The sequence below is a fragment of the Enterobacter sp. ODB01 genome, from assembly GCF_001623605.1.
GTDB classification, from domain to species: Bacteria; Pseudomonadota; Gammaproteobacteria; order Enterobacterales; family Enterobacteriaceae; genus Enterobacter; species Enterobacter kobei.
In genome coordinates this window covers 1,576,817-1,602,462 of record NZ_CP015227.1, presented here as the reverse complement: position 1 = coordinate 1,602,462, position 25,646 = coordinate 1,576,817, and the positions used below count along the sequence as shown (strand labels likewise).

Genomic DNA, 25,646 nt, shown 5'->3' with positions numbered 1-25,646 from the left:
TCGCTAACCTGCCCGCGTTCTGACCGGAGGGTATATGCTGCTTCACACTCTTTATCTTATTGGTATCACCGCAGAAGCCATGACCGGCGCACTTGCAGCCGGACGACGCCGCATGGACACCTTCGGCGTGATCATTATTGCCACCGCGACCGCGCTGGGCGGCGGATCCGTGCGCGATATCCTGCTTGGCCATTACCCTCTCGGCTGGGTTAAACACCCTGAGTATGTGATTATCGTGGCAACAGCCGCCGTATTAACCACCATTGTGGCACCCGTTATGCCCCATCTGCGCCGCCTGTTTCTGGTGCTGGATGCGCTGGGGCTGATTGTCTTTTCTATCATCGGTGCACAGATCGCGCTCGATATGGGTGAAGGGCCGGTTATCGCCACCATTGCTGCTGTGGTCACAGGGGTGTTTGGCGGCGTACTGCGCGATATGTTCTGCAAACGCATTCCCCTGGTCTTTCAAAAAGAGCTGTATGCTGGCATTTCCTTCGCCGCAGCGGTGCTCTACATCGCCCTGCAGCACTATGTTTCTAACCATGATGTGGTGGTTATCTCTACGCTGCTGTTTGGCTTTACGGCCCGCATGCTGGCGCTGCGTCTGAAGCTGGGACTGCCCGTGTTTCACTATAAGCACGGCGTACACTGATCTCAGAAACCGTTGATGTGCTGCCGGGCAAGCCACCGGACCAGCACATCAATCTCTGGTGCATTTATCCAGCTCACGATCTGCCGCGCCCTCTCTTCCCCCGTACCCGGCAAAGCCTGCCACGCCTTTGCGCTGCGTTCACGCATCTGTTGCCATGACATATCCCCCAACGCCTTCAGCGAGGCTTGTGGCAATGGCGCACCCAACGCCATCATCCAGTGGATAAAAGGTTGTTCACGCACCAGGTTGAAGCGATGCCAGAGCGCCAGCCCACGCGCTGGAGAAAACCCCGGCGTAGACTGGAGCTGCGCCTGCGTTAAGAGCAGCCATGAGAAGAGATGTTCAAAATGATGCGCCTGCCAGAGTGTTCGCCAGCCTGACTCGCCTAATCCTTCAATGTTGAATACCTGCTTAGAACTGAGCCATGTCAACCGGGCGAAGAACTGTTCCATACACTCTGGCGAAGCATAAAAACAGCTCAGGGAGTGAAAACGCGAGGCCGGTGGTTCTGGTTTTTGTCTGTCCGTCCCTCGCCAGATAACCTTATCAAACCGTGGGATACCTTGTCCGGCAAGGCTCACCTGGATCTGATCGCCAGGGGCAATATCCAGCCTCTGCCAGCGTCCAACCGACCCCAGGCTCACCCGCTTTACCTGTTTATCATCCAGTTGCACCGGCTCCAGCGCCGCCACGACGGAAATTTTACCCGTACGCCCAACTGAAAAATGAATATCCCTGACCTCAGCAACCTGCGCAACTGGCGGATATTTCCACGCCATGACCCAGTTGCCTTCGCCAGGCAGCCAGCGCTCCCCTGAAGGCGACTCCGCGGACCGAACCACAATGCCATCCGTGGCAAAGGGTAATGCTGTGTTTTGCCAGGCCAAACGCTGCTTTTCAACTTCATCAACCGTTCGGGCGGGCAAGGTATAGGGCGCCGTCAGGGAAAACCCAGCTCCGGAAAGCGCCGAAAGCATACTTTCCATCTCTTTCGGACCATCCGGCCAGGCCCAGATAAATATTCCTGTCTGGTTCAGAAGCGCACCGTCGTTCTGCCGCATCATCGCCCCCGCCACTTTTGCGCGTGCATTCATTCCGCCCATCTGCCGCTGAATGTGATTCTCGCGCATCCAGAAAAGCTCCCCCTGCAGGACGCTGTTTGCCAGCGCGCCGGATACCTCTTTAGGCACTGACGGAATCAAACGCACGCGAGCGGTCCAGTCCTCACCTTTTAACCCATTACCGCGACTGATAGCCTGGGCGAGCTTTCCGTTGCGATACACCAGCGTCACCGCCACGCCGTCGACTTTTGGCTGCATCCAGAGATTTTTCTGGCCTCGCATCCACTGACCTAGCGCTTCTTTGCTGACTGCCTTATGCACCCCCGTATGGGCAACAGGATGTTTTACGCTTCCCGTCAGCGCAGGTAAGGTGTTCTCTGAGAGATCATGGCCAAAACAGCGCTGCCACTGGGCTAAGCGTCCGTTGAGCTGGTCGTATACCTCGTCGTTGACCTCGCTGACGCCCTGCTTCCAGTAGGCTTCATCCCAGCGTTTGATCTGTGCGCTTAAGGATGCAATCTCTTTTCCGGCTTTAGCCTGTGACCACACCGGACACACCGCCGCCCCATAACCACACCACAACAGCATTAACCCGCTTATCCATCGCCACATCGCTACCCCTCCTTTGCAATGCCGGAGGTATAACCTGACGTGAGAAACATGGCTAATAACAACTTCTCATCATGCGAGACGCTATCCAGTATTCATTTTTATTGCAGCAAACCGCGGGTAAAACCTGAAAACGGTACGCAAAATTCAATAATCCAGGGGAAAAAGTGTGACAAAGGCTACGTCACACTGCGCCGACGTGTATAATAAGCCCGTATGTAGGACTTCTTCGCTAACACATACAAAAGACTCTCATGGCTCAAGGCACGCTTTATATTGTTTCTGCCCCTAGTGGCGCGGGTAAATCCAGCCTTATTCAGGCACTGTTAAAAACCCAACCGTTGTACGACACACAGGTATCTGTTTCTCACACCACGCGTCAGCCGCGTCCGGGTGAAGTGCACGGTGAACACTATTTCTTTGTGGATCACGACGAGTTCAGAGCGATGATCGCCAGGGATGCGTTTCTTGAACACGCTGAAGTGTTTGGTAACTACTACGGTACCTCGCGTGAAACCATTGAGCAGGTTCTGGCCACGGGCGTGAATGTCTTCCTGGATATCGACTGGCAGGGCGCACAGCAAATTCGTAAGAAAATGCCGGAGTCACGCAGTATCTTTATTTTACCGCCATCGAAAGATGAGCTGGATCGCCGTCTGCGTGGCCGCGGTCAGGACAGCGAAGACGTGATTGCAAAGCGTATGGCCCAGGCAGTTGCAGAAATGAGCCATTACGCGGAATATGATTACCTTATTGTGAATGATGATTTTGATGCCGCGCTGAGCGATCTCAAAACCATCCTTCGCGCAGAACGTCTGCGTATGAGCCGCCAGAAGCAGCGACATGACGCATTAATCACCAAACTGTTGGCAGACTGAACCCACTTTCAGTATCATGCCCAGTCATTTCTTCACCTGTGGAGCATTTTAAGTATGGCACGCGTAACTGTTCAGGACGCTGTAGAGAAAATTGGTAACCGTTTTGACCTGGTACTGGTCGCCGCGCGTCGCGCTCGTCAGATGCAGGTAGGCGGTAAAGATCCGCTGGTACCGGAAGAAAACGATAAAACCACCGTTATTGCACTTCGCGAAATCGAAGAAGGTCTGATCAACAACCAGATCCTCGACGTGCGTGAGCGCCAGGAGCAGCAAGAGCAGGAAGCCGCAGAACTGCAGGCCGTAACCGCCATTGCTGAAGGTCGTCGTTAATTAAACCTGCGGGTCGCCCTTGTATCTGTTTGAAAGCCTGAATCAACTGATTCAAACCTACCTGCCTGAAGACCAGATTAAGCGTCTTCAGCAGGCGTATCTCGTTGCACGTGACGCTCACGAGGGCCAGACACGTTCAAGCGGTGAACCCTACATCACGCACCCTGTTGCGGTAGCCTGCATTCTGGCCGAGATGAAACTCGACTACGAAACGCTGATGGCTGCTCTGCTGCATGACGTGATCGAAGATACCCCTGCCACCTACCAGGATATGGAACAGCTGTTTGGCAAAAGCGTTGCCGAACTGGTGGAAGGGGTCTCTAAGCTTGATAAGCTGAAATTCCGCGACAAGAAAGAGGCGCAAGCCGAAAACTTCCGCAAGATGATTATGGCGATGGTGCAGGATATCCGCGTCATTCTCATCAAACTCGCTGACCGTACCCACAACATGCGCACGCTGGGCTCACTTCGCCCGGACAAGCGTCGCCGCATTGCTCGTGAAACCCTGGAAATTTACAGTCCGCTGGCGCACCGTTTAGGTATTCACCACATTAAAACCGAGCTGGAAGAGCTGGGTTTTGAAGCGTTATACCCGAACCGCTATCGCGTCATTAAAGAGGTGGTGAAAGCCGCACGCGGTAACCGTAAAGAGATGATTCAAAAGATCCTCTCGGAAATTGAAGGGCGTTTACAGGAAGCGGGCATTCCGTGCCGCGTCAGCGGTCGCGAGAAACATCTGTACTCGATTTACTGCAAAATGGTGCTCAAAGAGCAGCGTTTTCACTCGATCATGGATATTTACGCGTTCCGCGTGATCGTCCACGATGCCGATACCTGCTATCGCGTGCTGGGGCAGATGCACAGCCTCTACAAACCGCGTCCGGGACGCATGAAAGATTACATCGCCATTCCAAAAGCGAACGGCTATCAATCTTTGCATACCTCGATGATCGGTCCACACGGCGTGCCTGTCGAAGTGCAGATCCGCACCGAAGACATGGACCAGATGGCAGAGATGGGTGTCGCCGCGCACTGGGCGTATAAAGAGCACGGTGGCGAAAGCAGCACGACTGCACAGATCCGCGCCCAGCGCTGGATGCAGAGCCTGCTGGAACTGCAGCAGAGTGCGGGTAGCTCCTTTGAATTTATCGAGAGCGTGAAATCCGATCTCTTCCCGGATGAGATTTACGTTTTCACCCCAGAAGGTCGGATTGTCGAACTGCCTGCGGGCGCAACGCCGGTCGACTTTGCTTACGCAGTACATACCGATATCGGGCATGCCTGCGTGGGCGCACGCGTCGACAGACAGCCTTATCCGCTGTCTCAGCCGCTCTCCAGCGGCCAGACGGTAGAAATTATTACCGCACCGGGCGCACGCCCGAACGCGGCCTGGCTGAACTTTGTGGTGAGCTCCAAAGCGCGCGCCAAAATTCGCCAGTTGCTGAAAAACCTCAAGCGCGACGACTCCGTCAGCCTGGGACGCCGTCTGCTCAACCACGCGTTGGGCGGTAGCCGTAAGCTGGCTGAAATTCCACCAGAGCATATCCAGCGCGAACTCGACCGTATGAAGCTCACGTCTCTGGACGATCTGCTGGCGGAAATTGGTCTCGGTAACGCCATGAGCGTCGTGGTGGCGAAAAACCTGCAGCAGGGCGAAGCGATACCTTCTGCTCCTGGCGCATCCGGCCACGCTCATCTGCCAATCAAAGGCGCGGACGGGGTGCTGATCACCTTCGCAAAATGTTGCCGTCCAATCCCCGGTGACCCGATTATTGCGCACGTCAGCCCCGGCAAAGGGCTGGTTATCCACCATGAATCCTGTCGTAACATTCGCGGCTACCAGAAAGAAGCCGAGAAGTTTATGGCGGTCGAGTGGGACAAAGAGACGGCGCAGGAATTTATCACCGAAATTAAGGTGGATATGTTCAATCACCAGGGTGCCCTGGCAAACCTGACGGCAGCGATCAACACGGCCTCGTCCAACATTCAGAGCCTGAATACGGAAGAAAAAGACGGCCGCGTTTATAGCGCCTTTATTCGTCTGACCGCCCGCGACCGCGTGCATCTGGCGAATATTATGCGCAAGATCCGCGTCATGCCGGACGTGATTAAAGTTACCCGAAACCGAAACTAGGTTTATGAATTCACAACGTTATACACGTATCTGCGAAATGCTCGCCAGGCGTCAGCCTGACCTGACGGTCTGCATGGAGCAGGTTCATAAGCCTCATAACGTCTCTGCTATCGTTCGTACCGCAGACGCCGTCGGCGTGCATGAAGTGCACGCCGTCTGGCCGGGCACCCGCATGCGAAACATGGTGTCTGCTGCCGCAGGCAGCAACAGCTGGGTATCCGTCAAAACGCATCAGACGATTGGTGAAGCCGTATCGCACCTGAAAGGCCGCGGTATGCAGGTTCTTGCGACTCACCTTTCTGCTAAAGCTGTGGATTTCCGCGAGATCGACTACACCCGCCCAACCTGCATTTTGATGGGGCAGGAGAAAACCGGGATCACCCAGGAAGCGCTGGATCTGGCGGATCAGGACATCATCATCCCGATGATCGGTATGGTTCAGTCCCTGAACGTGTCGGTTGCCTCTGCGCTGATTCTGTATGAAGCGCAGCGCCAGCGCCAGAACGCCGGAATGTACGAGCGCAGCAACAGTATGCTGCCGGAAGAGGAACAGCAGCGCCTGCTGTTTGAAGGCGGTTATCCGGTGCTGGCTCGCGTCGCGAAGCAGAAAAAATTGCCTTACCCCCACGTCAACGCGCAGGGCGAAATTGAAGCCGATGCCGAGTGGTGGTCCACCATGCAGTACGCCGGGTAACTGATGAAAGGCCGCCTGCTGGATGCCATTCCGCTCAATAGCCTGACGGGCGTGGGCGCGGCGCAAAGCAGTAAGCTGGCAAAAATTGGCCTGCATACCGTGCAGGATCTCCTCCTGCACCTCCCTCTGCGTTACGAAGACCGCACTCAGCTCTACAAAATTGGCGATCTGCTGCCTGCCATTTACGCCACCGTTGAAGGCGAAGTCCTGAACTGCAACATCACGTTTGGTGGACGCCGGATGATGACCTGTCAGATCAGCGACGGTACCGGCATTCTCACCATGCGTTTTTTCAACTTCAGCGCAGCGATGAAAAACAGCCTGGCGACAGGCCGCCGAGTGCTGGCCTATGGCGAAGCCAAACGCGGTAAATACGGCGCAGAGATGATCCACCCGGAGTACCGCGTGCAGGGCGACCTCAGCACACCGGAACTGCAGGAGACGCTTACGCCGGTTTACCCGACGACTGAAGGCATTAAGCAGGCAACGCTGCGTAAACTCACCGATCAGGCGCTGGAGCTGCTGGATACCTGCGCGATTACCGAACTTCTGCCCCCCGAGCTGGCACAGGGCATGATGAGCCTGCCCGAGGCATTGCGCACACTGCATCGTCCACCACCCACATTACAGCTCAGCGATTTAGAAAGCGGCAAACATCCCGCACAACGGCGTCTTATCCTTGAGGAATTACTGGCACATAACCTGAGCATGCTGGCGCTTCGCGCAGGCGCGCAGCGTTTCCACGCTCAGCCGTTAAGCCAGAATGATGCGCTCAAAGATAAGCTGCTGGCCTCTCTGCCGTTTAAGCCGACCGGCGCACAAGCGCGCGTAACGGCCGAGATTGAACGCGATATGGCCCTCGACGTGCCGATGATGCGCCTGGTGCAGGGCGACGTCGGGTCCGGTAAAACTCTGGTTGCCGCCCTGGCAGCACTGCGCGCGATTGCCCACGGTAAACAGGTGGCGCTGATGGCGCCGACTGAGCTGCTGGCTGAACAGCACGCCAATAATTTCCGCGCCTGGTTCGCGCCGCTCGGGATTGAGGTAGGCTGGCTTGCCGGGAAGCAAAAAGGCAAAGCGCGTCTTGCGCAGCAGGAAGCCATCGCCAGCGGCCAGGTGCAGATGATTGTCGGCACACACGCTATCTTCCAGGAGCAGGTACAGTTTAACGGCCTTGCGCTGGTGATTATCGACGAACAGCACCGCTTCGGCGTGCATCAACGTCTGGCGCTGTGGGAAAAAGGGCTACAGCAGGGCTTCCATCCGCATCAGCTGATCATGACCGCCACGCCAATCCCGCGCACCCTGGCGATGACCGCCTATGCCGATCTGGATACCTCCACCATCGATGAACTGCCGCCGGGGCGTACTCCGGTCACGACGGTCGCCATACCGGATACTCGCCGCAGCGATATCATCGACCGCGTGCGCAACGCCTGTACCCACGAAGGGCGTCAGGCCTATTGGGTCTGCACCCTGATTGAAGAGTCAGAACTGCTTGAAGCGCAGGCTGCTGAAGCAACGTGGGAAGAGCTAAAGCTGGCGCTGCCGGAGCTAAACGTGGGTCTGGTTCACGGGCGCATGAAGCCTGCCGAAAAACAGGCGGTGATGCAGGCGTTCAAACAGGGTGAGCTGCATTTACTGGTCGCGACGACGGTTATTGAAGTGGGCGTCGACGTCCCCAACTCCAGCCTGATGATCATCGAAAACCCGGAGCGTCTTGGCCTTGCTCAGCTCCACCAGCTGCGTGGGCGCGTTGGGCGTGGCGCAGTGGCCTCCCACTGCGTGCTGCTCTATAAAGCGCCGCTCTCAAAAACTGCCCAGATGCGTTTGCAGGTGCTGCGCGACAGCAACGACGGTTTTGTGATTGCACAAAAAGACCTTGAGATACGCGGCCCGGGCGAATTGCTGGGCACGCGTCAGACGGGAAATGCCGAATTTAAGGTGGCGGATTTGCTGCGCGATCAGGCCATGATCCCGGAAGTTCAACGCCTCGCACGCCATATTCATGAACGCTACCCCGAACAGGCGGCAGCGTTAATTGAGCGCTGGATGCCGGAAACCGAGCGCTATTCCAACGCCTGATTTCAGGCAAACATCGGCAGCATCAGGTACAGCTTAATCACCAGCGCGTTGACGATATCAATAAAGAACGCCCCGACCATTGGCACCACCAGAAACGCCATGTGCGATGGCCCAAACCGTTCGGTGATCGCCTGCATGTTGGCAATAGCCGTTGGGGTTGCCCCCAGACCAAACCCGCAGTGGCCCGCTGCCAGCACCGCTGCATCGTAGTTTTTCCCCATCAGGCGCCAGGTCACGAACATGGCGTACAGCGCCATAAACAGTGCCTGCACCGCCAGAATCGCCACCATCGGCAGCGCCAGCGAGGCCAGCTCCCACAGTTTGAGGCTCATCAGCGCCATCGCCAGGAACAGCGACAGACAGACGTTACCGAGCACCGATACCGCACGTTCAAACACGCGGTAGAAGCCCATCAGCGCCAGACCGTTGCTCAGAATGACCCCGATAAACAACACGCAGACAAAGGTCGGAAGTTCAAACGCTGTACCCGCCAGCCATTGCGCAACCACTTTGCCCACGGTCAGGCAGATGGCAATCATCGCGATGGTTTCAATCAGTACCAGCGAGGTGATGCTGCGCCCGACATCCGGCTTTTCGAACGCGGTGGGCACCATTTCATCGTCCGGTCTGCCATTCGGCGTGGTGGAATGTTTAACGAGATAACGGGCCACCGGGCCGCCAATCAGGCCACCCAGCACCAGACCAAAGGTTGCGCAGGCCATCGCCACTTCCGTTGCGTTTTCAAAGCCGTAACGCTCGATAAACAGCTTACTCCACGCGGCTCCGGTACCATGGCCGCCTGAGAGGGTAATCGAACCTGCCAGCAGACCCATCAGCGGATCCAGCCCCAGCAGCGTCGCCATGCCGATGCCAATAGCGTTTTGCATCAGCAGCAGTCCCACCACCACAATCAGAAATACGCCGAGCACCTTACCGCCAGAGCGCAGGCTCGCCAGGTTGGCGTTCAGGCCGATGGTGGCAAAGAAGGCCAGCATCAGCGGATCTTTCAGGGACATATCAAAATCAATTTCCCAGCCCATGCTTTTTTTCAGTACCAGCAGGGCCAGCGCCACCAGCAAACCACCGGCGACAGGTTCAGGAATGGTGTACTTTTTCAGAAAGGAAACACTGTGTACCAGCTTGCGACCAAGCAGCAGAACCAGCGTTGCGGCAACAAGGGTCGACAACGTATCGAGATGAATCATAAAAGGCTCCTGTTATGCGCGTGTTCCATACACACGCGGCGTTATCCTGGCCGGTTTGCGCTCTTCATGAGCCACCGGCGCAAAAAGTGTAATTTTTTTTCCCGACGGGTTGTAGAAAACCTGCTCACAACGGCAGATTTTCTTCCCTTTTTTTGCTGGCAATCGTTTGCTTTTACCAGGTGGTCAGATAAAATGCCCGCTTTTCCACCGTGGGATTGCCGCCGATGTCCGTTAACACCATAGAGTCGCCTGATGCGCAACCGATTGCGCAGAAGCAAAATAGCGAACTGATTTACCGCCTTGAAGATCGCCCGCCACTGCCTCAGACGCTTTTCGCGGCCTGCCAGCATCTTCTGGCGATGTTTGTCGCGGTGATCACCCCGGCGCTGCTGATCTGCCAGGCGCTCGGTTTACCGGCGCAGGATACGCAGCACATCATCAGTATGTCCCTCTTCGCCTCTGGCGTGGCCTCAATTATTCAAATTAAAGCGTGGGGTCCGGTGGGGTCGGGATTATTGTCGATCCAGGGTACCAGCTTTAACTTCGTGGCGCCGCTGATCATGGGCGGCACAGCCCTGAAAACCGGCGGTGCGGATGTCCCGACCATGATGGCGGCGCTGTTCGGCACCCTGATGCTGGCAAGCTGCACGGAGATGGTCATCTCCCGTGTGCTGCATCTGGCGCGCCGCGTCATTACCCCGCTGGTCTCCGGCGTGGTGGTGATGATTATCGGCCTGTCGCTGATTCAGGTCGGCCTCACCTCCATCGGCGGCGGCTATGCCGCAATGAGCGACCATACCTTCGGCGCGCCGAAAAACCTGCTGCTGGCGGGCGTCGTGCTGGCGATCATTATTCTGCTGAACCGCCAGCGTAACCCTTACCTGCGCGTGGCTTCGCTGGTGATCGCCATGGCAGCCGGTTATCTGCTGGCGTGGGCGCTGGGCATGTTGCCGGAGAACACCGCACCGACCAACAGCGCGCTGATCACCGTCCCCACGCCGCTGTACTACGGTCTGGGCATTGACTGGGGTCTTCTCCTGCCGCTGATGCTGGTCTTTATGATCACCTCTCTGGAGACCATCGGCGATATCACCGCTACCTCCGACGTCTCCGAGCAGCCGGTGTCCGGCCCGCTGTACATGAAGCGCCTGAAAGGCGGCGTGCTGGCGAACGGCCTGAACTCGTTTGTTTCTGCGGTATTCAATACCTTCCCGAACTCCTGCTTCGGCCAGAACAACGGCGTGATCCAGCTGACCGGCGTCGCCAGCCGCTACGTGGGTTTTGTGGTGGCGCTGATGCTGATCGTCCTCGGCCTGTTCCCGGCGGTGAGCGGCTTTGTGCAGCACATTCCTGAGCCGGTGCTGGGTGGCGCAACGCTGGTGATGTTCGGGACTATCGCAGCGTCCGGGGTGCGTATCGTCTCCCGCGAACCGCTGAACCGCCGGGCGATCATGATTATCGCGCTGTCGCTGGCCGTGGGTCTGGGCGTTTCTCAGCAACCGCTGATCCTGCAGTTTGCCCCTGACTGGGTGAAAAACCTGCTCTCTTCCGGCATCGCCGCGGGCGGTATCACCGCTATTGTGCTGAACCTCGTTTTCCCGCCTGAAAAGAACTGATCCCCTTCACGGCAGGCAGTCAATGCCTGCCGTGACATCTATTTACACCATTCCCGCCTTGAGGATTGCGCATAAATCGTGCATAACTCCCTTATGTACGTTTGCGGGATGGAAGACCATGAAATTTATTGGAAAGCTGCTCGTCTATCTTCTGGTAGCCCTGCTCATTGTGATACTGGCGCTCTATATTCTGCTCCAGACCCGCTGGGGCGCGGCTCAGGTCAGCAGCTGGGTGACGGTGAATACCGATTACGAACTCAGTTTCGACAAGATGAATCACCGCTTTTCGTCGCCTTCCCATCTTATTCTGGAAAACGTCACCTTCGGGCGGGACGGTAAACCTGCCACGCTGGTAGCCAAAAAAGTTGATATCGGCCTGAGCAGCCGTCAGGTGACCGATCCGCTGCATATGGATGCCATTACCCTTTTCGATGGCACGCTGAACCTCTCGCCGCAGACGGCACCGCTGCCCTTGCAGGCCGATCGTCTTCAACTGAGCAACATGGCCTTTAACAGCCCGAATACCGAATGGGATCTGAGCGCGCAGAAGGTGACGGGCGGCGTCAGCCCATGGCAGCCGGAAGCAGGCAACGTGCTGGGGAAAAACGCGCAGATTCAGATGAGCGCAGGCTCGCTGACCCTCAACGGCGTCCCGGCCACCAACGTGTTAATTGAGGGCCAGCTTAACGGTAAGGAGGTGGTGCTGAACACTATCGGGGCCGATATGGCGCGCGGTTCGCTCACCGGCTCCGCCCTGCGTAACGCCGACGGAAGCTGGGTTATCGACACCCTGCGTCTGAATGAGATCCGCCTGCAGAGCGACAACACGCTGACAGCCTTCTTTGCCCCGCTGGCCACCCTCCCTTCTCTGCAAATAGGCCGTCTGGAGGTCACCGACGCCCGGCTGCAGGGCCCGGACTGGGCGGTGACCGATCTCGATTTAAGCCTGCGCAACCTGACGATAAGCAAAGGCGACTGGCAAAGTCAGGACGGGCGTTTGTCCATGAACGCCAGCGAGTTTATCTACGGCTCGCTGCATCTGTTTGACCCGATCCTGAACGCAGAGTTTTCCCCGCAGGGTATGGCGCTGCGCCAGTTTACCTCCCGCTGGGAAGGCGGCATGGTGCGCACCTCCGGCAACTGGCTGCGCGACGGCAAAGCGCTGGTGCTGGACGATGTCGCCATCGCCGGTCTGGAGTACACCCTGCCGCAGAACTGGAAAACGCTATGGATGGAGCCGCTACCGGAATGGCTGAACAGCGTCACGCTGCAAAAATTCGGCCTGAGCCGCAACCTGGTGATCGACATCGATCCCGCCTTCCCGTGGCAGATCACCTCCCTGGATGGCTACGGTGCCAACCTGCAGCTGGTGAAAGACCGCCAGTGGGGCGTGTGGAGCGGCAGCGCAACCCTGAACGGCGCGGCGGCGACCTTTAACCGCGTGGATGTGCGCCGTCCGTCGCTGGCGTTGAATGCCAACGCCGCCACGGTGAACATTACCGACCTGAGCGCATTTACCGAGAAAGGCATTCTGGAAGCGACGGCCACGGTTTCGCAGTTGCCGCAACGGCAAACCACCGTAAGCCTTAACGGGCGCGGCGTGCCGCTCAACGTGCTGCAGCAGTGGGGCTGGCCAGCGCTACCGGTGACGGGCGATGGCAATATTCAACTCACCGCCAGCGGTAGCGTGCAGGCCAATGCGCCGCTGAAGCCGACGGTGAACGGCAAGCTGAGCGCGGTGAATATGGATAAACAGCAGGTAGAGCAGACGATGACGGGTGGCATTGTTTCAACACCCGTGCAATAAATAAGCCGGGTGGCGGTTTTATTCCCTCTCCCTGTGGGAGAGGGTCAGGGTGAGGGCATCAGACCGCATAATTACCGTAGGCCCGGTAAGCGAAGCGCCACCGGGCATTTTTACCGCTCAGAGGTGAACCACCACCTCATTCCCCTCCGCTTTTACCACCACGCCCCACTCGCTTCCCGCATGTGAACCGCCTTTCACGCCGCCCACCTTCTGCACGTTGCGCAAGCACACCGACCAGTTTCGCGCCTCACCCACGCCGGTCAGGGTCACGGTATCGCCCTCTCGTGACGCTTTCAGCGTAAACGCCACCGCGCCGTCCGCCGCAGGCACTTCACTCACCGCCGTTGCGCCATCCTCCAGGTTAAACAGCTGGAAGGCCGTGCCCTCGTTCCACGCATAGTCTGGTTTCTGGCTGTTATTGCCCAGCGCCAGCAGGGTGTTATCGCGCACATAGACTGGCAGGCTGCGGAAATCGTGCTGTTGCTTATGCCAGCGGCTACCCTGAATTTCGTCGTTATGCCACAGGTGCGTCCAGCGTCCTTCCGGTAGCCAGAACTGCACATCGCCCTCCTCTGAGAACACCGGCGCGACCATCACCGCATCCCCCAGCATGTACTGGCGGTCAAGATAATCGCACGCCGGATCGTCCGAGAACTCCAGCATCATCGCCCGCAGCATCGGCGTACCGCACTCGCGCGCCAGCGCCGCCTGACGGTACAGATACGGCATCATCCGGCACTTCAGCTGCGTAAAGTGGCGCACCACGTCGCAGGATTCGTCATCGTACGCCCACGGCACGCGGTAAGATTTACTGCCGTGCAGGCGGCTGTGGCTGGATAAAAGCCCGAACGCGCACCAGCGCTTGTAGACGTGCGCCGGGGCGGTGTTTTCGAATCCGCCGATATCGTGGCTCCAGAACCCAAAGCCGGACAGGCCAATCGACAGCCCGCCGCGCAGACTTTCCGCCATCGACTCGTAGTTGGCGTAGCAGTCACCCCCCCAGTGAACGGGGAACTGCTGCGCACCGACGGACGCGGAGCGGGCAAACAGCACCGCCTCTTGCTCACCCACGGTCTCTTTCAGCACGTTCCACACCAGCGCGTTGTAGATGTAGGCGTAATGGTTATGCATCTTCTGTGGATCGGATCCGTCAAACCACTGCACGTCCGTCGGGATGCGCTCGCCAAAGTCGGTCTTAAAGCAGTCGACACCGATGTCCACCAGGCCTTTCAGCTTGTCGGCATACCACCGGCACGCTTCCGGGTTAGTAAAGTCATAAATTGCCAGCCCCGGTTGCCACTTATCCCACTGCCACAGGGAGCCGTCCGGGCGCTTGAGCAGGTAGCCCTTCTCTTTCAGTTCGCGAAATACCGGCGACTTCTGGCCGATGTACGGGTTAATCCACACGCAGACCTTCAGCCCTTTCTCCTTCAGGCGGCGGATCATCCCTTCCGGATCCGGGAAGGTCACCGGGTCCCACTCAAAATCACACCACTGGAAGGCCTTCATCCAGAAGCAGTCGAAGTGGAAGACGTGCAGCGGCAGATCGCGCTCGGCCATGCCGTCGATAAAGCTGTTAACCGTCGCTTCGTCGTAGTTAGTGGTGAACGACGTGGTCAGCCACAGGCCGAACGACCACGCGGGCGGCAGCGCCGGACGCCCGGTGAACCGCGTATAGCGGTTGAGCACCTCTTTCGGCGTCGGGCCGTCGATCACGAAGTACTCGAGATATTCCCCTTCGACGCTGAACTGCACTTTGGAGACTTTCTCCGAACCCACTTCGAACGAGACGTTTTCCGGGTGATTCACCAGCACGCCGTAGCCGCGATTGGTCAGATAAAACGGGATGTTTTTGTAGGACTGCTCGGTGCTGGTGCCGCCGTCGCGGTTCCACGTTTCGATCGTCTGGCCGTTGCGCACCAGGGCGGTAAAGCGCTCGCCCAGACCGTAGACCGTTTCGCCCACGCCGAGGTCGAGACGCTCAAACAGGTAGTTGCGATCGGTGTTGGTGTCCTGCACGTAACCGTTGTTTTTCAGCTGGCTGCCGGTAATGCGCTGGCCGTTGCGCAGGAAGTCCAGCGCCCAGAACTCCCCTTTGGTGACGCGCACGCTGACGCTGCCGCTTTTCAGCTCGGCAAATTCCGCGTTGTTTTCAATCTCGACCTTCACGTCTTTCAGCACGTTCAGCGGATAGTGCGGGCCGTTGTCCAGCGCGCCCTGGAAGTGCTCGATGCGCACCCCGACAATCCCCTCCTGCGGGGCAAACAGGCGCACCGTGAACATGAGCGTGTCGAGCTGCCAGGTGCGCTCACGCACGTCGCGCGGCGCCACGTACACCACCAGGTCATTGCCCTGCTGCTCCAAGTCGAACACCTGAACCGGATACGTCACGTTCAGACCCGGTTGAATAAGCCAGTTTCCATCACTGATTTTCATGCTTTCGTCCTCTTAGTTCTGCAATTCTTTGCTGACCGGCAGGTTTTCAAACTCCTGCTGATTGCGGCGCGCACCCTGCGCCAGCTCGCGCAGGATTTTGGTCAGGAAGGGGGTTTTCAGCGTGTAGTAGCGTTTGGCGATAATGGCGCTCAGCACGTAGCAGACCGCCGGGGCCAGGGTAAACAGGCCGATAATGATGCTGATGGTCGCGCTGTTCTGGGTTTTGGCTGCCGCGTCGTAGCCGCCGCCTGCCAGCATCCAGCCGATCATCGCCCCGCCCAGCGCCAGGCCAAGCTTCAGCACGAACAGCGTGCCCGCAAAGCTGATCCCGGTCAGGCGTTTGCCGTTGGTCCATTCGCCATAGTCGACGGTATCGGACATCATTACCCACTGGATCGGCGTCACCAGCTGGTGCAGCACGCCGATGACGAAGATAAAGGCGAACATCACCACGATGGCATGCATCGGCACGAAGAACATCGCTACGCTCACCACCGCCAGCGCGGCGTTGGTCCACCAGAAAATGCTGACCTTACACTTCCAGTCGGTGAGCGGTTTCGCCAGCGCGGAGCCGATCAGGTTGCCGACGCAGTAGGTGGTGAGGAACGCGACGAACACTTCCGGCGAGCCCATGATCCAGGTGCAGTAGTACATCATCGCCCCGCCGCGCACGCAGACGGCGAGGATGTTGAGGATGGTCAGCACGCCAACGATGCGCCACTGGTCGTTGTGCCAGATGTCGCGCAGGTCTTCCCGCATGGCGGTAGTGCTCGGCGGCACCTGGATGCGCTCTTTGGTGGTGAAGAAGCAGAACGCCAGCATCAGGAACGCGACCACCGACAGGACGGCGATCCCGCCCTGGAAGCCGAACGCTTTATCGTCGCCGCCGATCAGGTTCACCAGCGGCATCATCAGCACCGTGGAGAGCATGCCGCCCGCCGTCGCCAGCACGAAGCGCCAGGATTGCAGGGAGATACGCTGCGTCGGGTCGTTGGTGATCACCCCGCCCAATGCGCAGTACGGGATGTTAACCACGGTATAGAGCAGGGTCAGCAGCGTATAGGTAATGGCGGCATACACCATTTTGCCGTTGAGGCTGAGATCCGGCGTGGTATAGGCCAGCACGCAGACGATGCCGAACGGGATGGCGCCGAACAAAATCCACGGGCGGAACTTGCCCCAGCGGCTGCGGGTGCGGTCGGCAATCAGCCCCATGCACGGGTCGGAGATTGCATCCAGCGCACGGGCGAGCAGGAACATGGTGCCGACAAACCCGGCGGGAATGCCGAAAATATCGGTGTAGAAAAACATCATATACAACATGACGTTATCAAAAATGATGTGGCTGGCGGCGTCTCCCATGCCGTAGCCAATCTTCTCTTTTACTGACAATACTTCGCTCATCTTTTATTCATCCTTCACGCTGTAGGGGGCGCTGAGACCGGTTGCATTGGTTTTAAACCATTGTTTCATGAGCGGGTATTGCGTTTTCTGGTTAGCAGATTACGTTTCTTGTTTTTTGTGATCGCGGTAAATGTCGGAGAGCACAAAACGCTAACCTGAGGATTTTCTTAAGAATTAACTGAAACAGGGGGGTACAGGTCAAAAGAGAGGTGAAAAAAGTGTGTCGGGGTATGTGGTAAATGCCTGAAAGTAGCTATAATGCGCCCCGCCTCCATGTAGCAATGCAGGCGCGGAAGATCGTCATCTCCGGTGAGGTGGCTGGACTTCAAATCCAGTTGGGGACGCCAGCGTTCCCGGGCAGGTTCGACTCCTGTGATCTTCCGCCAAAATATACCCTTCTCACGCAAAAAAACATCGTCTATTATTCTTTTAAATTAATTTTTGACTGAAGAGAATAAAAAATGAATTTAGCTCTAGCTATCGCTACTGTCTTTGCTACCCTTTTTAGCCCATTAATAGCTGTCAGAGTACAAAAATATTTAGAGAAGAAATCAGAAAAGCAAACAATAAAAGTTAAAATATTTTCGCAACTTATGGCTACTCGAGCTATTTCATCTCGTTTACTACCTGAACATGTTCAAGCATTAAATATGATTGACTTAGCCTTTTATGGAGATATAAGACGTGGAAAAGTAAAGCGTTCCGATTCAGAAAAAAAAAGTCACATTAGCTTGGAAGGAATATTTCGCCCACCTTTGTTCAACCGTACCCTTAAAGGAATCTGGGGCAGAATTGTGGAATCAAAAAAGCAATCAACTTTTTTTGAGCTTGCTTTATGAGATGGCAAATGATATTGGATATGACTTTGATAAGGTCCATTTGCAGAACGCTATATATTCTCCCACTGCGCATGGTGATATGAACCTTGATCAAATTAAAATAAGAAAAGGTTTAGCCTCTATCCTTACAGGAGATAACCCCATTAAGGTCGAATTAACTGGCAAACAAGATAAAAATAAAAACTAAATATCATCAACTGAAAATGGCTTATGACCTAAACGAATTAGTTCTTGACGTCCTAGAGTTTTAAGCCAATTTCCCAAACTCATCCCTTCAGCCTTAGCAGCCGCCTCAAACTGTGACTTCAATTCCGTAGTAATACGAATCTGAAACGTCGGTGCTTTTCCGGATTTAGATTTGTTAGGGTCGCGTTTAGCTGTTGACATGTACGTACCTACAAGAGCAAAATATCATCATTCAGGTACGTACCTTAGCATACCTGAAACTGAAACGCCCTCGCCAGGTACTCGCAATACCGGACGAGAGCTAACCTCACCAACTATCAAGGAGTTGATTATGGCTGATTCGCATTCTACCCCAGACACCGACCAATCCGGAACCGAGCGTTCGTTAATTGTGGGATATCGCCCGAATGTTTTCGACAAATCCACACCCAATATCATTCTGTCCGGCAAGTGGCTGCGCGCGGCGGGTTTTGATACCGGACAGCAGGTCACGGTCAAGGTGATGAAAGGGTGCATCGTTCTGGTGGCGTATAACGAGCAGGAGCAGCGGTTGCAGGACGATTATAAGCGGACGAAGGCGAAGCTCAGTGAGATAGAGAAAGCTCTTGCCGCGATTCAAATTCAGCATCCTGGAAAGCACCTCGCAAAATCAAATACAAACCACCTGGCTTAGCGGCGGTTTCTGGCGTTAATCGTTAAAAAGACGGAGCCGACATGGTTGATAAAAACGTAATCTAATTTCCGGCTGGTGAATTTGTGATGTTGCCAGTGAGGACGGTACGGTTTGCATCACATGTCGCTTTGAACATGAAACGCTCTGGCTGTCGCAAGCAGCCATTGTGGCTCTCTAGCAAGTCTCTCCTCAAGCCATTACTGAGCATATTAAAGCCGTTTACGAAGAAGGTAAGCCTGAATAAAAACAACATGTAAGCCTTACTTATAAGTTCAGCAAGAAAGTGGCTGGTAAATGGAAAAAGAATCTAAAGAGTAGCCATAGTCATGCTGCCCCCCTACCTTCCTTGCCAGCATGACTCGAAAAACACTGGAAGACGCCTCGCAATTTCTCACAAATACAATCATTTAGATGCCCCGTATTTGTCATACTTCTGCCACTCGCTACCTGGTTGCCAATGACAGCCATTGCATTTATTAACTACAGCTTATATCCTGTATATAAGCTACAGCTTATCATGGAAGAGAGCATGTGGACGGTACTGTTCGGAAAGGTGTTTGAGCTATGGTTGCTTGAACAGGAAGAAGGGTTACAGGAAAAGGTACTGGCAGACATGCTAAATCTACAAAACTATGGACCTCGTCTTCCTCGTCCCTATGCCGATACTGTAAAAGGCTCGCAATATAACAATATGAAAGAGTTACGTGTTCAATACGCTGGTCGTCCGATTCGTGCTTTATTCGCATTTGACCCCGAACGTCAGGCGATTGTGCTTTGCGCAGGCAACAAGAGTAACGACAAGGCATTTTATGAAAAACTCATTCGCATTGCAGATGATGAATTTACCCGGCATCTGACAAGCCTGGAGACAGCCAAGTGAAAACACTAAATGAATTAATTGCATCACGCTCACCGGAAAGCCAACAACGAATTAAAGAAATGGCAGAGGAAATGATCCTTGAAACGGGTTTGCAACTTTTACGTGAAGAGCTCAGGCTTTCGCAAAAAAATGTTGCCGAGCTAATGGGGGTGAGCCAGCCCGCAGTAACACAAATAGAGCAACGTGGAAATGAACTAAAAATTGCCACGCTTAAGCGCTACATTGAGGCAATGGGTGGGAAACTTTGTATCGACGTTGAACTTCCAACAGGAAAACGCGTTGCGTTTCATATCTAACAAGTGTGATTCCTGCGTTAAGTAAATATTTACTTAGCCAACCGCATATGCAGCAACGGAAACGCATTTCCCTGTCCGTCAAGTTCCGAGCGCCCGACCTGCTCAAATCCCATATGCCGATAAAAGGCGACTCCCTGCGGATTCTGCTCATTCACGTCCACTTCGTTCGCGCCGAACTCTGCGATGGCGTGTTTAAGCAGCAGTTTCCCGACACCCTTCCCGCGACTCGCATCATCCACAAACAACATTTCAATGCGGTTTTCATCCACCCCTAAAAAGCCGTGAATAACGCCTGCGTCATCGCGGGCTATCACGACCTTGAGGTTGGGGAGATACGCGTTGAGCAATAGCGGACGCAGCGCCGCAATATCGCTTTCCTGTAAAAAGTGATGGGTGGCGCGAACGGAGGATTCCCAGATCGCGACCAGGCGTTCGAAGTGTGAGGAGTGTGCGGTTTCGATTTTCATGGGGGGATCATGTCTGGAAAACCTAATTCATTCAAGTCACTCTGTGCGCCTTGTTCCCCCCTCACCCTAACCCTCTCCCTCAGGGAGAGGGAACCGACCGTGCTAAGCTTTAATCTCCATCACCGCATACACCCCGTCCTTCGGCACGACCACGGTGACGTTTTCCACCGGTACGCCCGCCGCCAGGTGAATATCCTGCAGCTGCTGTAGCGTCCTCGGGTGGATATCCTCCCAGCCGATACCGCGCAGCACAAAGTCAATCTGCGGGCTGCTGGTCAGCATGTTTGAGACAATCACCGCCCCGCCGGGCTTGACCAGCCGCAGCGCGCGCTGGAGAAAAATCACCGCGTCGGCGTCGTTGAAGTATTCAAAAATCCCCAGCGCGTCGACCAGTTCGGCCTGATGCTCGCCCAGCTCCAGCAGCAGGTCCTCGTTACGCACCAGCGTGTGCACCAGGTTGCGCCTGAGCAGGGTCAGCTGTTCGCCCACCACAATGCCTTCCTGCGCCGCCATGGTTTCGGCCCAGCTGAGCGCGACGGGGTCTTTATCCACCAGTGTGAGATAGACCTGCTGGCCATCGAGCTTTGCTTCGCGCAGCGCCTCCAGCACCGGAATGGCGGCGCCGCTTGCCAGGCTGACCCAGTTGTTCTCACTCTCATTGTGAATGTACTTATCCACCAGCGCGGCAAGCACCCGGGCGCGGGAGCGCACGCCGATGGCGTCGTTCGCGTGGATAAACCACTGACGACTGTCGCTGTCCATCTTTGTGCCGTCCGGCAGGCGATCCTCAAGCGGGTTTTGCACCACAAACAGCGCCAGCGCGGAGGGCACCAGCCGGGTGCGCCATGCGGTAAGCGCCGGACGGTTGCGAAAGGCCTGTTCGGAATAGCGGTTCTGCGGGACGAGCACAGCCTGCCCCCCTTCCTGATATTCGACCTGCGGAGGGCGAAGCGCTGGCTCGGCTTTCAGCGCCCGATCGAGCGCAGCGATTTCACGGGCAGCATCGTCTTTCATCGGCCACTGGTCGCTGACGTCGGGAAAGGACGCACTGAAAATCATCATGTTTTTCGGTGCGTCACCACGAAAAGGCTGCCAGATCATAACGTCTTCCCTCCGTTGGGCTTTTAACGGAAGTCTATCCAGGCGAGTCCGTAATACCCTACGAAGAAAGCACGATCTTTACTGCTTCACCCACACCAGTTGGTCAACCCGGAAGCCCAGACTGCGCGCGGTGTTCAGGTAATCCTGCTTCACCGCATCCGGGATGGTCGGCGTGCGTGACAAAATCCACAGATAATCGCGGTTCGGGCCGCTGACCAGCGCGTACTGGTACTTGTCGTCCAGTTTGATTACGTTATACCCGCCGTAGAACGGACCGAAGAACGACACCTTCAGCGCGGCGGTGGTCGGCTCGCCGGTGAAGTACGCTTTCCCCTCACTTTCATTCCACTTGTTTTTCACCGGATCGTAACCCCGGTTCAGCACGCTGATACCGCCGTCGCTGCGCTTGCCGTAGGTGGCGGTCACCTGCTCCAGACCGCGTTCAAAGCGGTTTTCCAGGCGCGCGACTTCGTACCATTTGCCGAGATAGCGGCTGGCGTCAAAATGAGTAATAGGCTGCACGCCTTTCGGCGGCGTAGGGGATTTACAGGCAACCAGGGTCAGCGCAATGGCAACACCGGTCACAACAGGCCATAGCTTCATGAGAATTCCTTTCATTTGCACGGTTGGATGTTAAGTGTAGTGCACCGTTTCGGGGCTTCATCCCGTTCGGGAAAATTCGTAGTATATTGAGAGTATTCCTCCACTCTGGACACGGACATGGCTTACTCCATCGGCGAATTCGCCAGACTCAGCGGCATTACCGCCACCACCCTCCGGGCGTGGCAGCGTCGCTACGGTTTACTCAAGCCACAGCGCACGGAAGGCGGTCACCGCCAGTACAGCGATGAGGACGTCCAGCAGGCGCTGAAAATCCTCGATTGGGTCAAAAAAGGCGTCCCTATCGGCCAGGTCAAACCGCTGCTGGAGCGCCCGACGCCGGGGCGGACCAACAACTGGCAAACCCTGCAGCAGAACATGCTGCAGCGCCTTCAGGACGGCAAAGTCGAATCCCTGCGCCAGATGATTTACGACGCCGGACGCGAGTACCCAAGACCAGAGCTGGTCGCGAACGTGCTGCGTCCGCTGCGCAGCCAGGTCTCGGCTAACGTTGCCGCCGCCATGACCCTGCGCGCGATCCTCGACGGCATCATCATCGCCTACACCTCGTTTTGTCTCGAAGGTGATAAGAAAGCGCCGGGCGACAATATTCTGCTCAGCGGCTGGCATCTCAACGACCCGTGCGAGATCTGGCTCGAAGCCCTAACGCGCACCGGTCAGGGTCACCGGATCGACATCCTGCCGGTTCCCCCTGCCACGCTGGCTCCGGAGATTTTCCCGGAGCGGAAATGGCTTCTGGTCACCAGCGGCAAACTTACCGCCGGACGGAAAAAGCAGCTGGAGCAGTGGCAGCAGCAGGTATCGCTTGAAGTGATTATCCTCTGATCATTTTCTGCTGTGGGAATCTTCACGAAAAGTTGAATATTTTCCCGCGCCGCAGATGCTAACGTTTTCCTGTGACAAATAACTCCACAGGAAAACACCATGAAAAAAACAACCCCTCTGCTGTTCCTGGCCGCCATGGCCTTTGCCCCTGCCGCCTTTAGCGCCCCTGCCGGCACGCTGAGCGTCCACATTCTCGACCAGCAAACCGGGATGCCGCCATCAGACGTGACCGTTACGCTGGAGAAGCAGCAGCAGGACAAATGGACCCCGGTTGCCAGCGGCAAAACCGACCACGACGGACGTATTAAATCGCTCTATCCGCAGGACCAGGACATGCAGCCTGGCGTGTATAAAGTGACCTTTAAAACCGCAGAGTACTTCCACGGCAAAAAGCTGGACACCTTCTTCCCGGAGATCCCGGTGCTGTTTACCGTGACCCGCACCAACGAAAAGCTGCACATCCCGCTTCTGCTGAGTCAGTACGGTTACTCGACCTACAAGGGCAGTTAAGACGCATTGATTCTAAAGGAATAAAAAAAATAGTTCCGCGAATACTTGGACAAACTAGTCATGTTGTGTAAGTTTTAATTATATGAACGGGAGGGACCACACCATGACAACGAAACCTGTGCTCGGTATTAGCGGATGTTTGACCGGCTCCGCCGTACGCTTTGACGGCGGACACAAGCGTATGGGCTTCGTTATGGATGAGCTGGCCCAGTGGGTGAATTTCCGCCCCGTCTGCCCGGAAATGGCGATCGGCCTGCCGACGCCTCGCCCGGCCATACGCCTGACGCTGACGGACAGCGGCGAGACGCAGCTCCGTTTCAGCAAGCCGCCTCATGATGACCTCACGCAGAAAATGGCCGACTTTACGGCGGAATATCTGCCAAAAATCGGCGATCTTTCGGGATTTATCGTCTGTGCAAAATCCCCAAGCTGTGGCCTGGAACGCGTGCGGCTGTACGATGAAAACGGCAACCGGGGCCGCAAGGAGGGCGTCGGGCTGTTCACCGCCGCCCTTCTTGAAACCTACCCGTGGCTGCCCGTCGAGGAAGATGGTCGGCTGCACGACCCTGTGCTGCGGGAAAACTTTATTGAGCGGGTATTTGCCCTGCACGAGCTAAACACGCTGCGCGCTAAAGGGCTGACGCGACGTGGGCTGCTGGATTTCCACAGCCGCTATAAATTGCAGCTGCTGGCGCACCATCAGGCGGGCTACCGCGAAATCGGCCCGTTCGTTGCCTCGCTGCACGAATGGGAAGACCTGGACGCCTTCTTCGTGGCGTACCGGGAAAAGCTGATGACGATCCTGAAAAAACCGGCTTCGCGGAAGAACCACACCAACGTGCTGATGCATATTCAGGGGTATTTCCGCAACCAGCTAAACACCCGCCAGCGCGGTGAGCTGCGCGACGTGATCCTGCACTATCGCAACGGGCAGTTACCTATTCTCGCCCCGATCACGCTGCTGAAGCACTACCTGGCCGAATATCCCGACCGGTATCTGATGACGCAAAACTACTTTGATCCCTATCCTGATGATTTGGGTCTGCGTCTGGCAGTCAAGTGATCACAAAAATGCGAAGGCCCCATTGACCCGTAGAGGCCCAAAGCAGTACCCCGTTTAGACGACATCCTCACTGTCGTCTCTTTTTTGCATTTAACCTCAAAGACTGTGATTATATACAGGCTTATTCTGCAAAAAGGGGCTTGCCCGTGATCAACACCCTGCACATTCAAAACTACCGCTCCATACGCGAGATGTCGCTTGAGCTGGAGCAGCTAAACATCGTCTTCGGCCCGAACGGCACCGGAAAATCCAATATTTACAAGGCGATACACCTGATGCACAGCGCCGCCCAGGGGCAGTTCTCCCAGGCGCTGGCGAACGAGGGCGGCATTCTGAAGGTGTTCTGGGCAGGCAAAACCCGCAGCGACCAGCTGCGGCGGATGAACCTGGCGGTGGAAACCGAGACCTACGAATACGAGCTGCAGGTCGGGTTTGTGGAGAGGCTGCCCTATCCCTCGCAGTTTCAGCTCGACCCGGTGATCAAAGAGGAGTCCATCTGGCTGAGCGGCCAGCATCGACGCCCGTCGTCACAGCTGATGAAGCGTAAGAATCAGGCGGTGTTTCTGAATAACGTGCATCACGAGAAAGTAACCCACAGCGGCACGCTGTATGAGAACGAATCGGTGTTCGGGCAGCTCGGCGAACCGCATCTTTACCCGGAAGTGTCGCAGATGCGCGAGTCCCTGCGTAACTGGCGCTTTTATCATGAGTTTTCCGTCTCATCCGGCTCGGCGATGCGTGCCCCGCAGGTCGGGTTCCGTTCCCCGGTGCTGGCCAGCGACGGTGCCAACCTGGCGGCGGCGTTTCAGACCATCGTGGAGATTGGCGACGAACTGCTCCTGATGCGCATCCTCGACCAGGCCTTCCCCGGCTGCGTGTTTTACAGCGACAACACCGGCGGACGTTTTCGCATGATGATGCAGCGCGAGGGGCTGAGCCGCCCGCTGGAACCGGCGGAGTTCTCCGACGGCACCCTGCGCTTTCTGTGCCTGGCGGTGGCGCTGTTAAGCCCGCGCCCACCGGCGTTTATCGCGTTGAACGAACCGGAAAACAGCCTGCATCCGCAGATGCTGCCCGCGCTGGCGAGCTTAATCGCCGAGGCCAGCCGCTACTCGCAGATTTGGCTCACCAGCCACTCGCCGGAGCTGGCGAAGTTGATTGAGAAACAGAGATCCTTTTCGCTGTACCAGCTGTCGATGGCGGAGGGGGAGACGAAGGTGGAGAGGCTGGGGTAGCTCAATCTCTTCATACCCAACTTACCGGGGTGGAACTTC

At 56.3% G+C, this 25,646-nt stretch carries 24 protein-coding genes, 1 tRNA gene and 2 pseudogenes; 19 read left to right on the top strand and 8 right to left on the bottom strand.

Going from position 1 to position 25,646, the window contains the following annotated elements; all coding sequences use genetic code 11:
• The first annotated feature begins 34 nt into the window (after positions 1-34).
• Positions 35-652: a trimeric intracellular cation channel family protein gene (locus tag A4308_RS07645; protein WP_023331717.1), complete on the top strand. Its 618-nt coding sequence runs from the start codon at positions 35-37 to the stop codon at positions 650-652.
• A 2-nt stretch (positions 653-654) separates the two neighbouring features.
• Here A4308_RS07645 and ligB read toward each other — a convergent pair whose 3' ends face one another.
• A complete protein-coding gene (ligB, locus tag A4308_RS07640) occupies positions 655-2,325 on the bottom strand; it encodes an NAD-dependent DNA ligase LigB (protein WP_045281329.1) in 1,671 nt (556 codons plus the stop codon).
• 251 nt (positions 2,326-2,576) lie between these two features.
• On the opposite strand from ligB, the gene gmk reads away from it, so the two are divergent.
• From gmk to recG, 5 genes are read left to right on the top strand one after another with little or no spacing between them, the layout of a single operon-like run.
• Positions 2,577-3,200: a guanylate kinase gene (gene gmk / locus A4308_RS07635; RefSeq protein ID WP_014881977.1), complete on the top strand. Its 624-nt coding sequence runs from the start codon at positions 2,577-2,579 to the stop codon at positions 3,198-3,200.
• Positions 3,201-3,254: 54 nt separating this feature from the next.
• Entirely contained in the window at positions 3,255-3,530 is a 276-nt protein-coding gene (rpoZ, locus tag A4308_RS07630; protein WP_000135058.1) for a DNA-directed RNA polymerase subunit omega, read from the top strand.
• A 19-nt stretch (positions 3,531-3,549) separates the two neighbouring features.
• Entirely contained in the window at positions 3,550-5,664 is a 2,115-nt protein-coding gene (gene spoT, locus A4308_RS07625) for a bifunctional GTP diphosphokinase/guanosine-3',5'-bis pyrophosphate 3'-pyrophosphohydrolase (protein WP_014881976.1), read from the top strand.
• Between the two features lie 4 nt (positions 5,665-5,668).
• Positions 5,669-6,358, top strand: a complete 690-nt coding sequence (trmH, locus tag A4308_RS07620) for a tRNA (guanosine(18)-2'-O)-methyltransferase TrmH (RefSeq protein ID WP_014881975.1) — start codon at positions 5,669-5,671, stop codon at positions 6,356-6,358.
• A 3-nt stretch (positions 6,359-6,361) separates the two neighbouring features.
• Positions 6,362-8,443: an ATP-dependent DNA helicase RecG gene (recG, locus tag A4308_RS07615; RefSeq protein WP_032635294.1), complete on the top strand. Its 2,082-nt coding sequence runs from the start codon at positions 6,362-6,364 to the stop codon at positions 8,441-8,443.
• Between the two features lie 2 nt (positions 8,444-8,445).
• Here the strand turns inward: recG and gltS are convergent, their stop codons facing one another.
• Complete coding sequence (gltS, locus tag A4308_RS07610) at positions 8,446-9,648, bottom strand: sodium/glutamate symporter (RefSeq protein ID WP_014881973.1); 1,203 nt, start codon at positions 9,646-9,648, stop codon at positions 8,446-8,448.
• A 224-nt stretch (positions 9,649-9,872) separates the two neighbouring features.
• Here gltS and xanP point away from each other — a divergent pair, with 224 nt between their 5' ends.
• Both xanP and A4308_RS07600 read left to right on the top strand, forming a co-directional pair.
• Entirely contained in the window at positions 9,873-11,264 is a 1,392-nt protein-coding gene (gene xanP, locus A4308_RS07605; RefSeq protein WP_014881972.1) for a xanthine/proton symporter XanP, read from the top strand.
• Between the two features lie 118 nt (positions 11,265-11,382).
• A complete protein-coding gene (locus A4308_RS07600) occupies positions 11,383-13,071 on the top strand; it encodes an AsmA family protein (RefSeq protein WP_032635293.1) in 1,689 nt (562 codons plus the stop codon).
• 117 nt (positions 13,072-13,188) lie between these two features.
• Here A4308_RS07600 and yicI read toward each other — a convergent pair whose 3' ends face one another.
• Positions 13,189-15,507 (bottom strand): alpha-xylosidase, encoded by a 2,319-nt coding sequence (gene yicI, locus A4308_RS07595; protein ID WP_049010181.1) that lies wholly within the window; start codon positions 15,505-15,507, stop codon positions 13,189-13,191.
• Between the two features lie 12 nt (positions 15,508-15,519).
• Positions 15,520-16,911, bottom strand: coding sequence for a glycoside-pentoside-hexuronide family transporter (locus A4308_RS07590; protein WP_045281331.1), 1,392 nt, complete (start codon positions 16,909-16,911; stop codon positions 15,520-15,522).
• 291 nt (positions 16,912-17,202) lie between these two features.
• Between A4308_RS07590 and A4308_RS07585 the strand changes: the two genes are divergently transcribed.
• The 3 genes and pseudogenes from A4308_RS07585 to A4308_RS22910 all read left to right on the top strand — a co-directional run bounded on the left by A4308_RS07585 (position 17,203) and on the right by A4308_RS22910 (position 17,937).
• A tRNA-Sec gene (locus A4308_RS07585) sits at positions 17,203-17,297 on the top strand.
• 75 nt (positions 17,298-17,372) lie between these two features.
• Positions 17,373-17,525: pseudogene (locus A4308_RS22915) on the top strand (DUF6680 family protein); the annotation flags it as partial.
• 91 nt (positions 17,526-17,616) lie between these two features.
• A complete protein-coding gene (locus tag A4308_RS22910) occupies positions 17,617-17,937 on the top strand; it encodes a DUF6680 family protein (RefSeq protein WP_308218850.1) in 321 nt (106 codons plus the stop codon).
• Here the strand turns inward: A4308_RS22910 and A4308_RS21715 are convergent.
• Complete coding sequence (locus A4308_RS21715; protein ID WP_071890797.1) at positions 17,934-18,137, bottom strand: toxin-antitoxin system HicB family antitoxin; 204 nt, start codon at positions 18,135-18,137, stop codon at positions 17,934-17,936. The two genes, A4308_RS22910 and A4308_RS21715, sit on opposite strands and share 4 nt — an antisense overlap.
• A gap of 130 nt (positions 18,138-18,267) precedes the next feature.
• Here A4308_RS21715 and A4308_RS07575 point away from each other — a divergent pair, with 130 nt between their 5' ends.
• The 4 genes and pseudogenes from A4308_RS07575 (at position 18,268) to A4308_RS07565 (ending at position 19,785) form a co-directional block, all read left to right on the top strand.
• Positions 18,268-18,609 carry a SymE family type I addiction module toxin gene (locus A4308_RS07575; protein ID WP_032635286.1) on the top strand — a complete coding sequence of 114 codons (342 nt, stop codon included), beginning with the start codon at positions 18,268-18,270 and terminating at the stop codon, positions 18,607-18,609.
• Between the two features lie 86 nt (positions 18,610-18,695).
• Positions 18,696-18,876: pseudogene (locus A4308_RS22735) on the top strand (hydroxyacid dehydrogenase); the annotation flags it as partial.
• A 262-nt stretch (positions 18,877-19,138) separates the two neighbouring features.
• Positions 19,139-19,489 (top strand): type II toxin-antitoxin system RelE/ParE family toxin, encoded by a 351-nt coding sequence (locus A4308_RS07570; RefSeq protein WP_032637796.1) that lies wholly within the window; start codon positions 19,139-19,141, stop codon positions 19,487-19,489.
• Positions 19,486-19,785 (top strand): helix-turn-helix domain-containing protein, encoded by a 300-nt coding sequence (locus tag A4308_RS07565; protein WP_032635284.1) that lies wholly within the window; start codon positions 19,486-19,488, stop codon positions 19,783-19,785. Before A4308_RS07570 ends, A4308_RS07565 begins: the two co-directional genes overlap by 4 nt.
• Before the next feature lie 29 nt (positions 19,786-19,814).
• Here the strand turns inward: A4308_RS07565 and A4308_RS07560 are convergent, their stop codons facing one another.
• From A4308_RS07560 to A4308_RS07550, 3 genes are all read right to left on the bottom strand, one after another.
• Positions 19,815-20,252, bottom strand: a complete 438-nt coding sequence (locus A4308_RS07560; RefSeq protein WP_045281332.1) for an acetyltransferase — start codon at positions 20,250-20,252, stop codon at positions 19,815-19,817.
• A gap of 102 nt (positions 20,253-20,354) precedes the next feature.
• A complete protein-coding gene (locus tag A4308_RS07555) occupies positions 20,355-21,353 on the bottom strand; it encodes a class I SAM-dependent methyltransferase (protein ID WP_045281334.1) in 999 nt (332 codons plus the stop codon).
• A 78-nt stretch (positions 21,354-21,431) separates the two neighbouring features.
• Entirely contained in the window at positions 21,432-21,956 is a 525-nt protein-coding gene (locus tag A4308_RS07550; RefSeq protein WP_045281336.1) for a lipocalin family protein, read from the bottom strand.
• Positions 21,957-22,073: 117 nt separating this feature from the next.
• On the opposite strand from A4308_RS07550, the gene A4308_RS07545 reads away from it, so the two are divergent.
• The 4 genes from A4308_RS07545 (at position 22,074) to A4308_RS07530 (ending at position 25,607) form a co-directional block, all read left to right on the top strand.
• The gene (locus tag A4308_RS07545; protein ID WP_045269330.1) at positions 22,074-22,799 is read left to right on the top strand and encodes a MerR family transcriptional regulator; all 726 of its coding nucleotides are present in this window, start codon (positions 22,074-22,076) and stop codon (positions 22,797-22,799) included.
• Positions 22,800-22,898: 99 nt separating this feature from the next.
• Positions 22,899-23,309 (top strand): hydroxyisourate hydrolase, encoded by a 411-nt coding sequence (uraH, locus tag A4308_RS07540; RefSeq protein ID WP_014881954.1) that lies wholly within the window; start codon positions 22,899-22,901, stop codon positions 23,307-23,309.
• A 103-nt stretch (positions 23,310-23,412) separates the two neighbouring features.
• Positions 23,413-24,372, top strand: coding sequence for a YbgA family protein (locus tag A4308_RS07535; RefSeq protein ID WP_023336511.1), 960 nt, complete (start codon positions 23,413-23,415; stop codon positions 24,370-24,372).
• Positions 24,373-24,518: 146 nt separating this feature from the next.
• The gene (locus A4308_RS07530; RefSeq protein ID WP_014881952.1) at positions 24,519-25,607 is read left to right on the top strand and encodes an AAA family ATPase; all 1,089 of its coding nucleotides are present in this window, start codon (positions 24,519-24,521) and stop codon (positions 25,605-25,607) included.
• Positions 25,608-25,646: the final 39 nt, after the last annotated feature.

Coding starts and splice junctions, on each gene's coding strand:
- recG (WP_032635294.1), top strand. CDS start 6,362: ATGAAAGGCCGCCTGCTGGATGCCATTCCGCTCAATAGCCTGACGGGC.
- uraH (WP_014881954.1), top strand. CDS start 22,899: ATGAAAAAAACAACCCCTCTGCTGTTCCTGGCCGCCATGGCCTTTGCC.
- A4308_RS07555 (WP_045281334.1), bottom strand. CDS start 21,353: ATGATCTGGCAGCCTTTTCGTGGTGACGCACCGAAAAACATGATGATT.
- trmH (WP_014881975.1), top strand. CDS start 5,669: ATGAATTCACAACGTTATACACGTATCTGCGAAATGCTCGCCAGGCGT.
- A4308_RS07560 (WP_045281332.1), bottom strand. CDS start 20,252: ATGAAAATCGAAACCGCACACTCCTCACACTTCGAACGCCTGGTCGCG.
- A4308_RS07645 (WP_023331717.1), top strand. CDS start 35: ATGCTGCTTCACACTCTTTATCTTATTGGTATCACCGCAGAAGCCATG.
- A4308_RS07575 (WP_032635286.1), top strand. CDS start 18,268: ATGGCTGATTCGCATTCTACCCCAGACACCGACCAATCCGGAACCGAG.
- gltS (WP_014881973.1), bottom strand. CDS start 9,648: ATGATTCATCTCGATACGTTGTCGACCCTTGTTGCCGCAACGCTGGTT.
- yicI (WP_049010181.1), bottom strand. CDS start 15,507: ATGAAAATCAGTGATGGAAACTGGCTTATTCAACCGGGTCTGAACGTG.
- A4308_RS07535 (WP_023336511.1), top strand. CDS start 23,413: ATGACAACGAAACCTGTGCTCGGTATTAGCGGATGTTTGACCGGCTCC.
- A4308_RS07600 (WP_032635293.1), top strand. CDS start 11,383: ATGAAATTTATTGGAAAGCTGCTCGTCTATCTTCTGGTAGCCCTGCTC.
- ligB (WP_045281329.1), bottom strand. CDS start 2,325: ATGTGGCGATGGATAAGCGGGTTAATGCTGTTGTGGTGTGGTTATGGG.
- xanP (WP_014881972.1), top strand. CDS start 9,873: ATGTCCGTTAACACCATAGAGTCGCCTGATGCGCAACCGATTGCGCAG.
- A4308_RS21715 (WP_071890797.1), bottom strand. CDS start 18,137: ATGTCAACAGCTAAACGCGACCCTAACAAATCTAAATCCGGAAAAGCA.
- rpoZ (WP_000135058.1), top strand. CDS start 3,255: ATGGCACGCGTAACTGTTCAGGACGCTGTAGAGAAAATTGGTAACCGT.
- gmk (WP_014881977.1), top strand. CDS start 2,577: ATGGCTCAAGGCACGCTTTATATTGTTTCTGCCCCTAGTGGCGCGGGT.
- A4308_RS07570 (WP_032637796.1), top strand. CDS start 19,139: ATGTGGACGGTACTGTTCGGAAAGGTGTTTGAGCTATGGTTGCTTGAA.
- A4308_RS07550 (WP_045281336.1), bottom strand. CDS start 21,956: ATGAAGCTATGGCCTGTTGTGACCGGTGTTGCCATTGCGCTGACCCTG.
- A4308_RS07590 (WP_045281331.1), bottom strand. CDS start 16,911: ATGAGCGAAGTATTGTCAGTAAAAGAGAAGATTGGCTACGGCATGGGA.
- A4308_RS07545 (WP_045269330.1), top strand. CDS start 22,074: ATGGCTTACTCCATCGGCGAATTCGCCAGACTCAGCGGCATTACCGCC.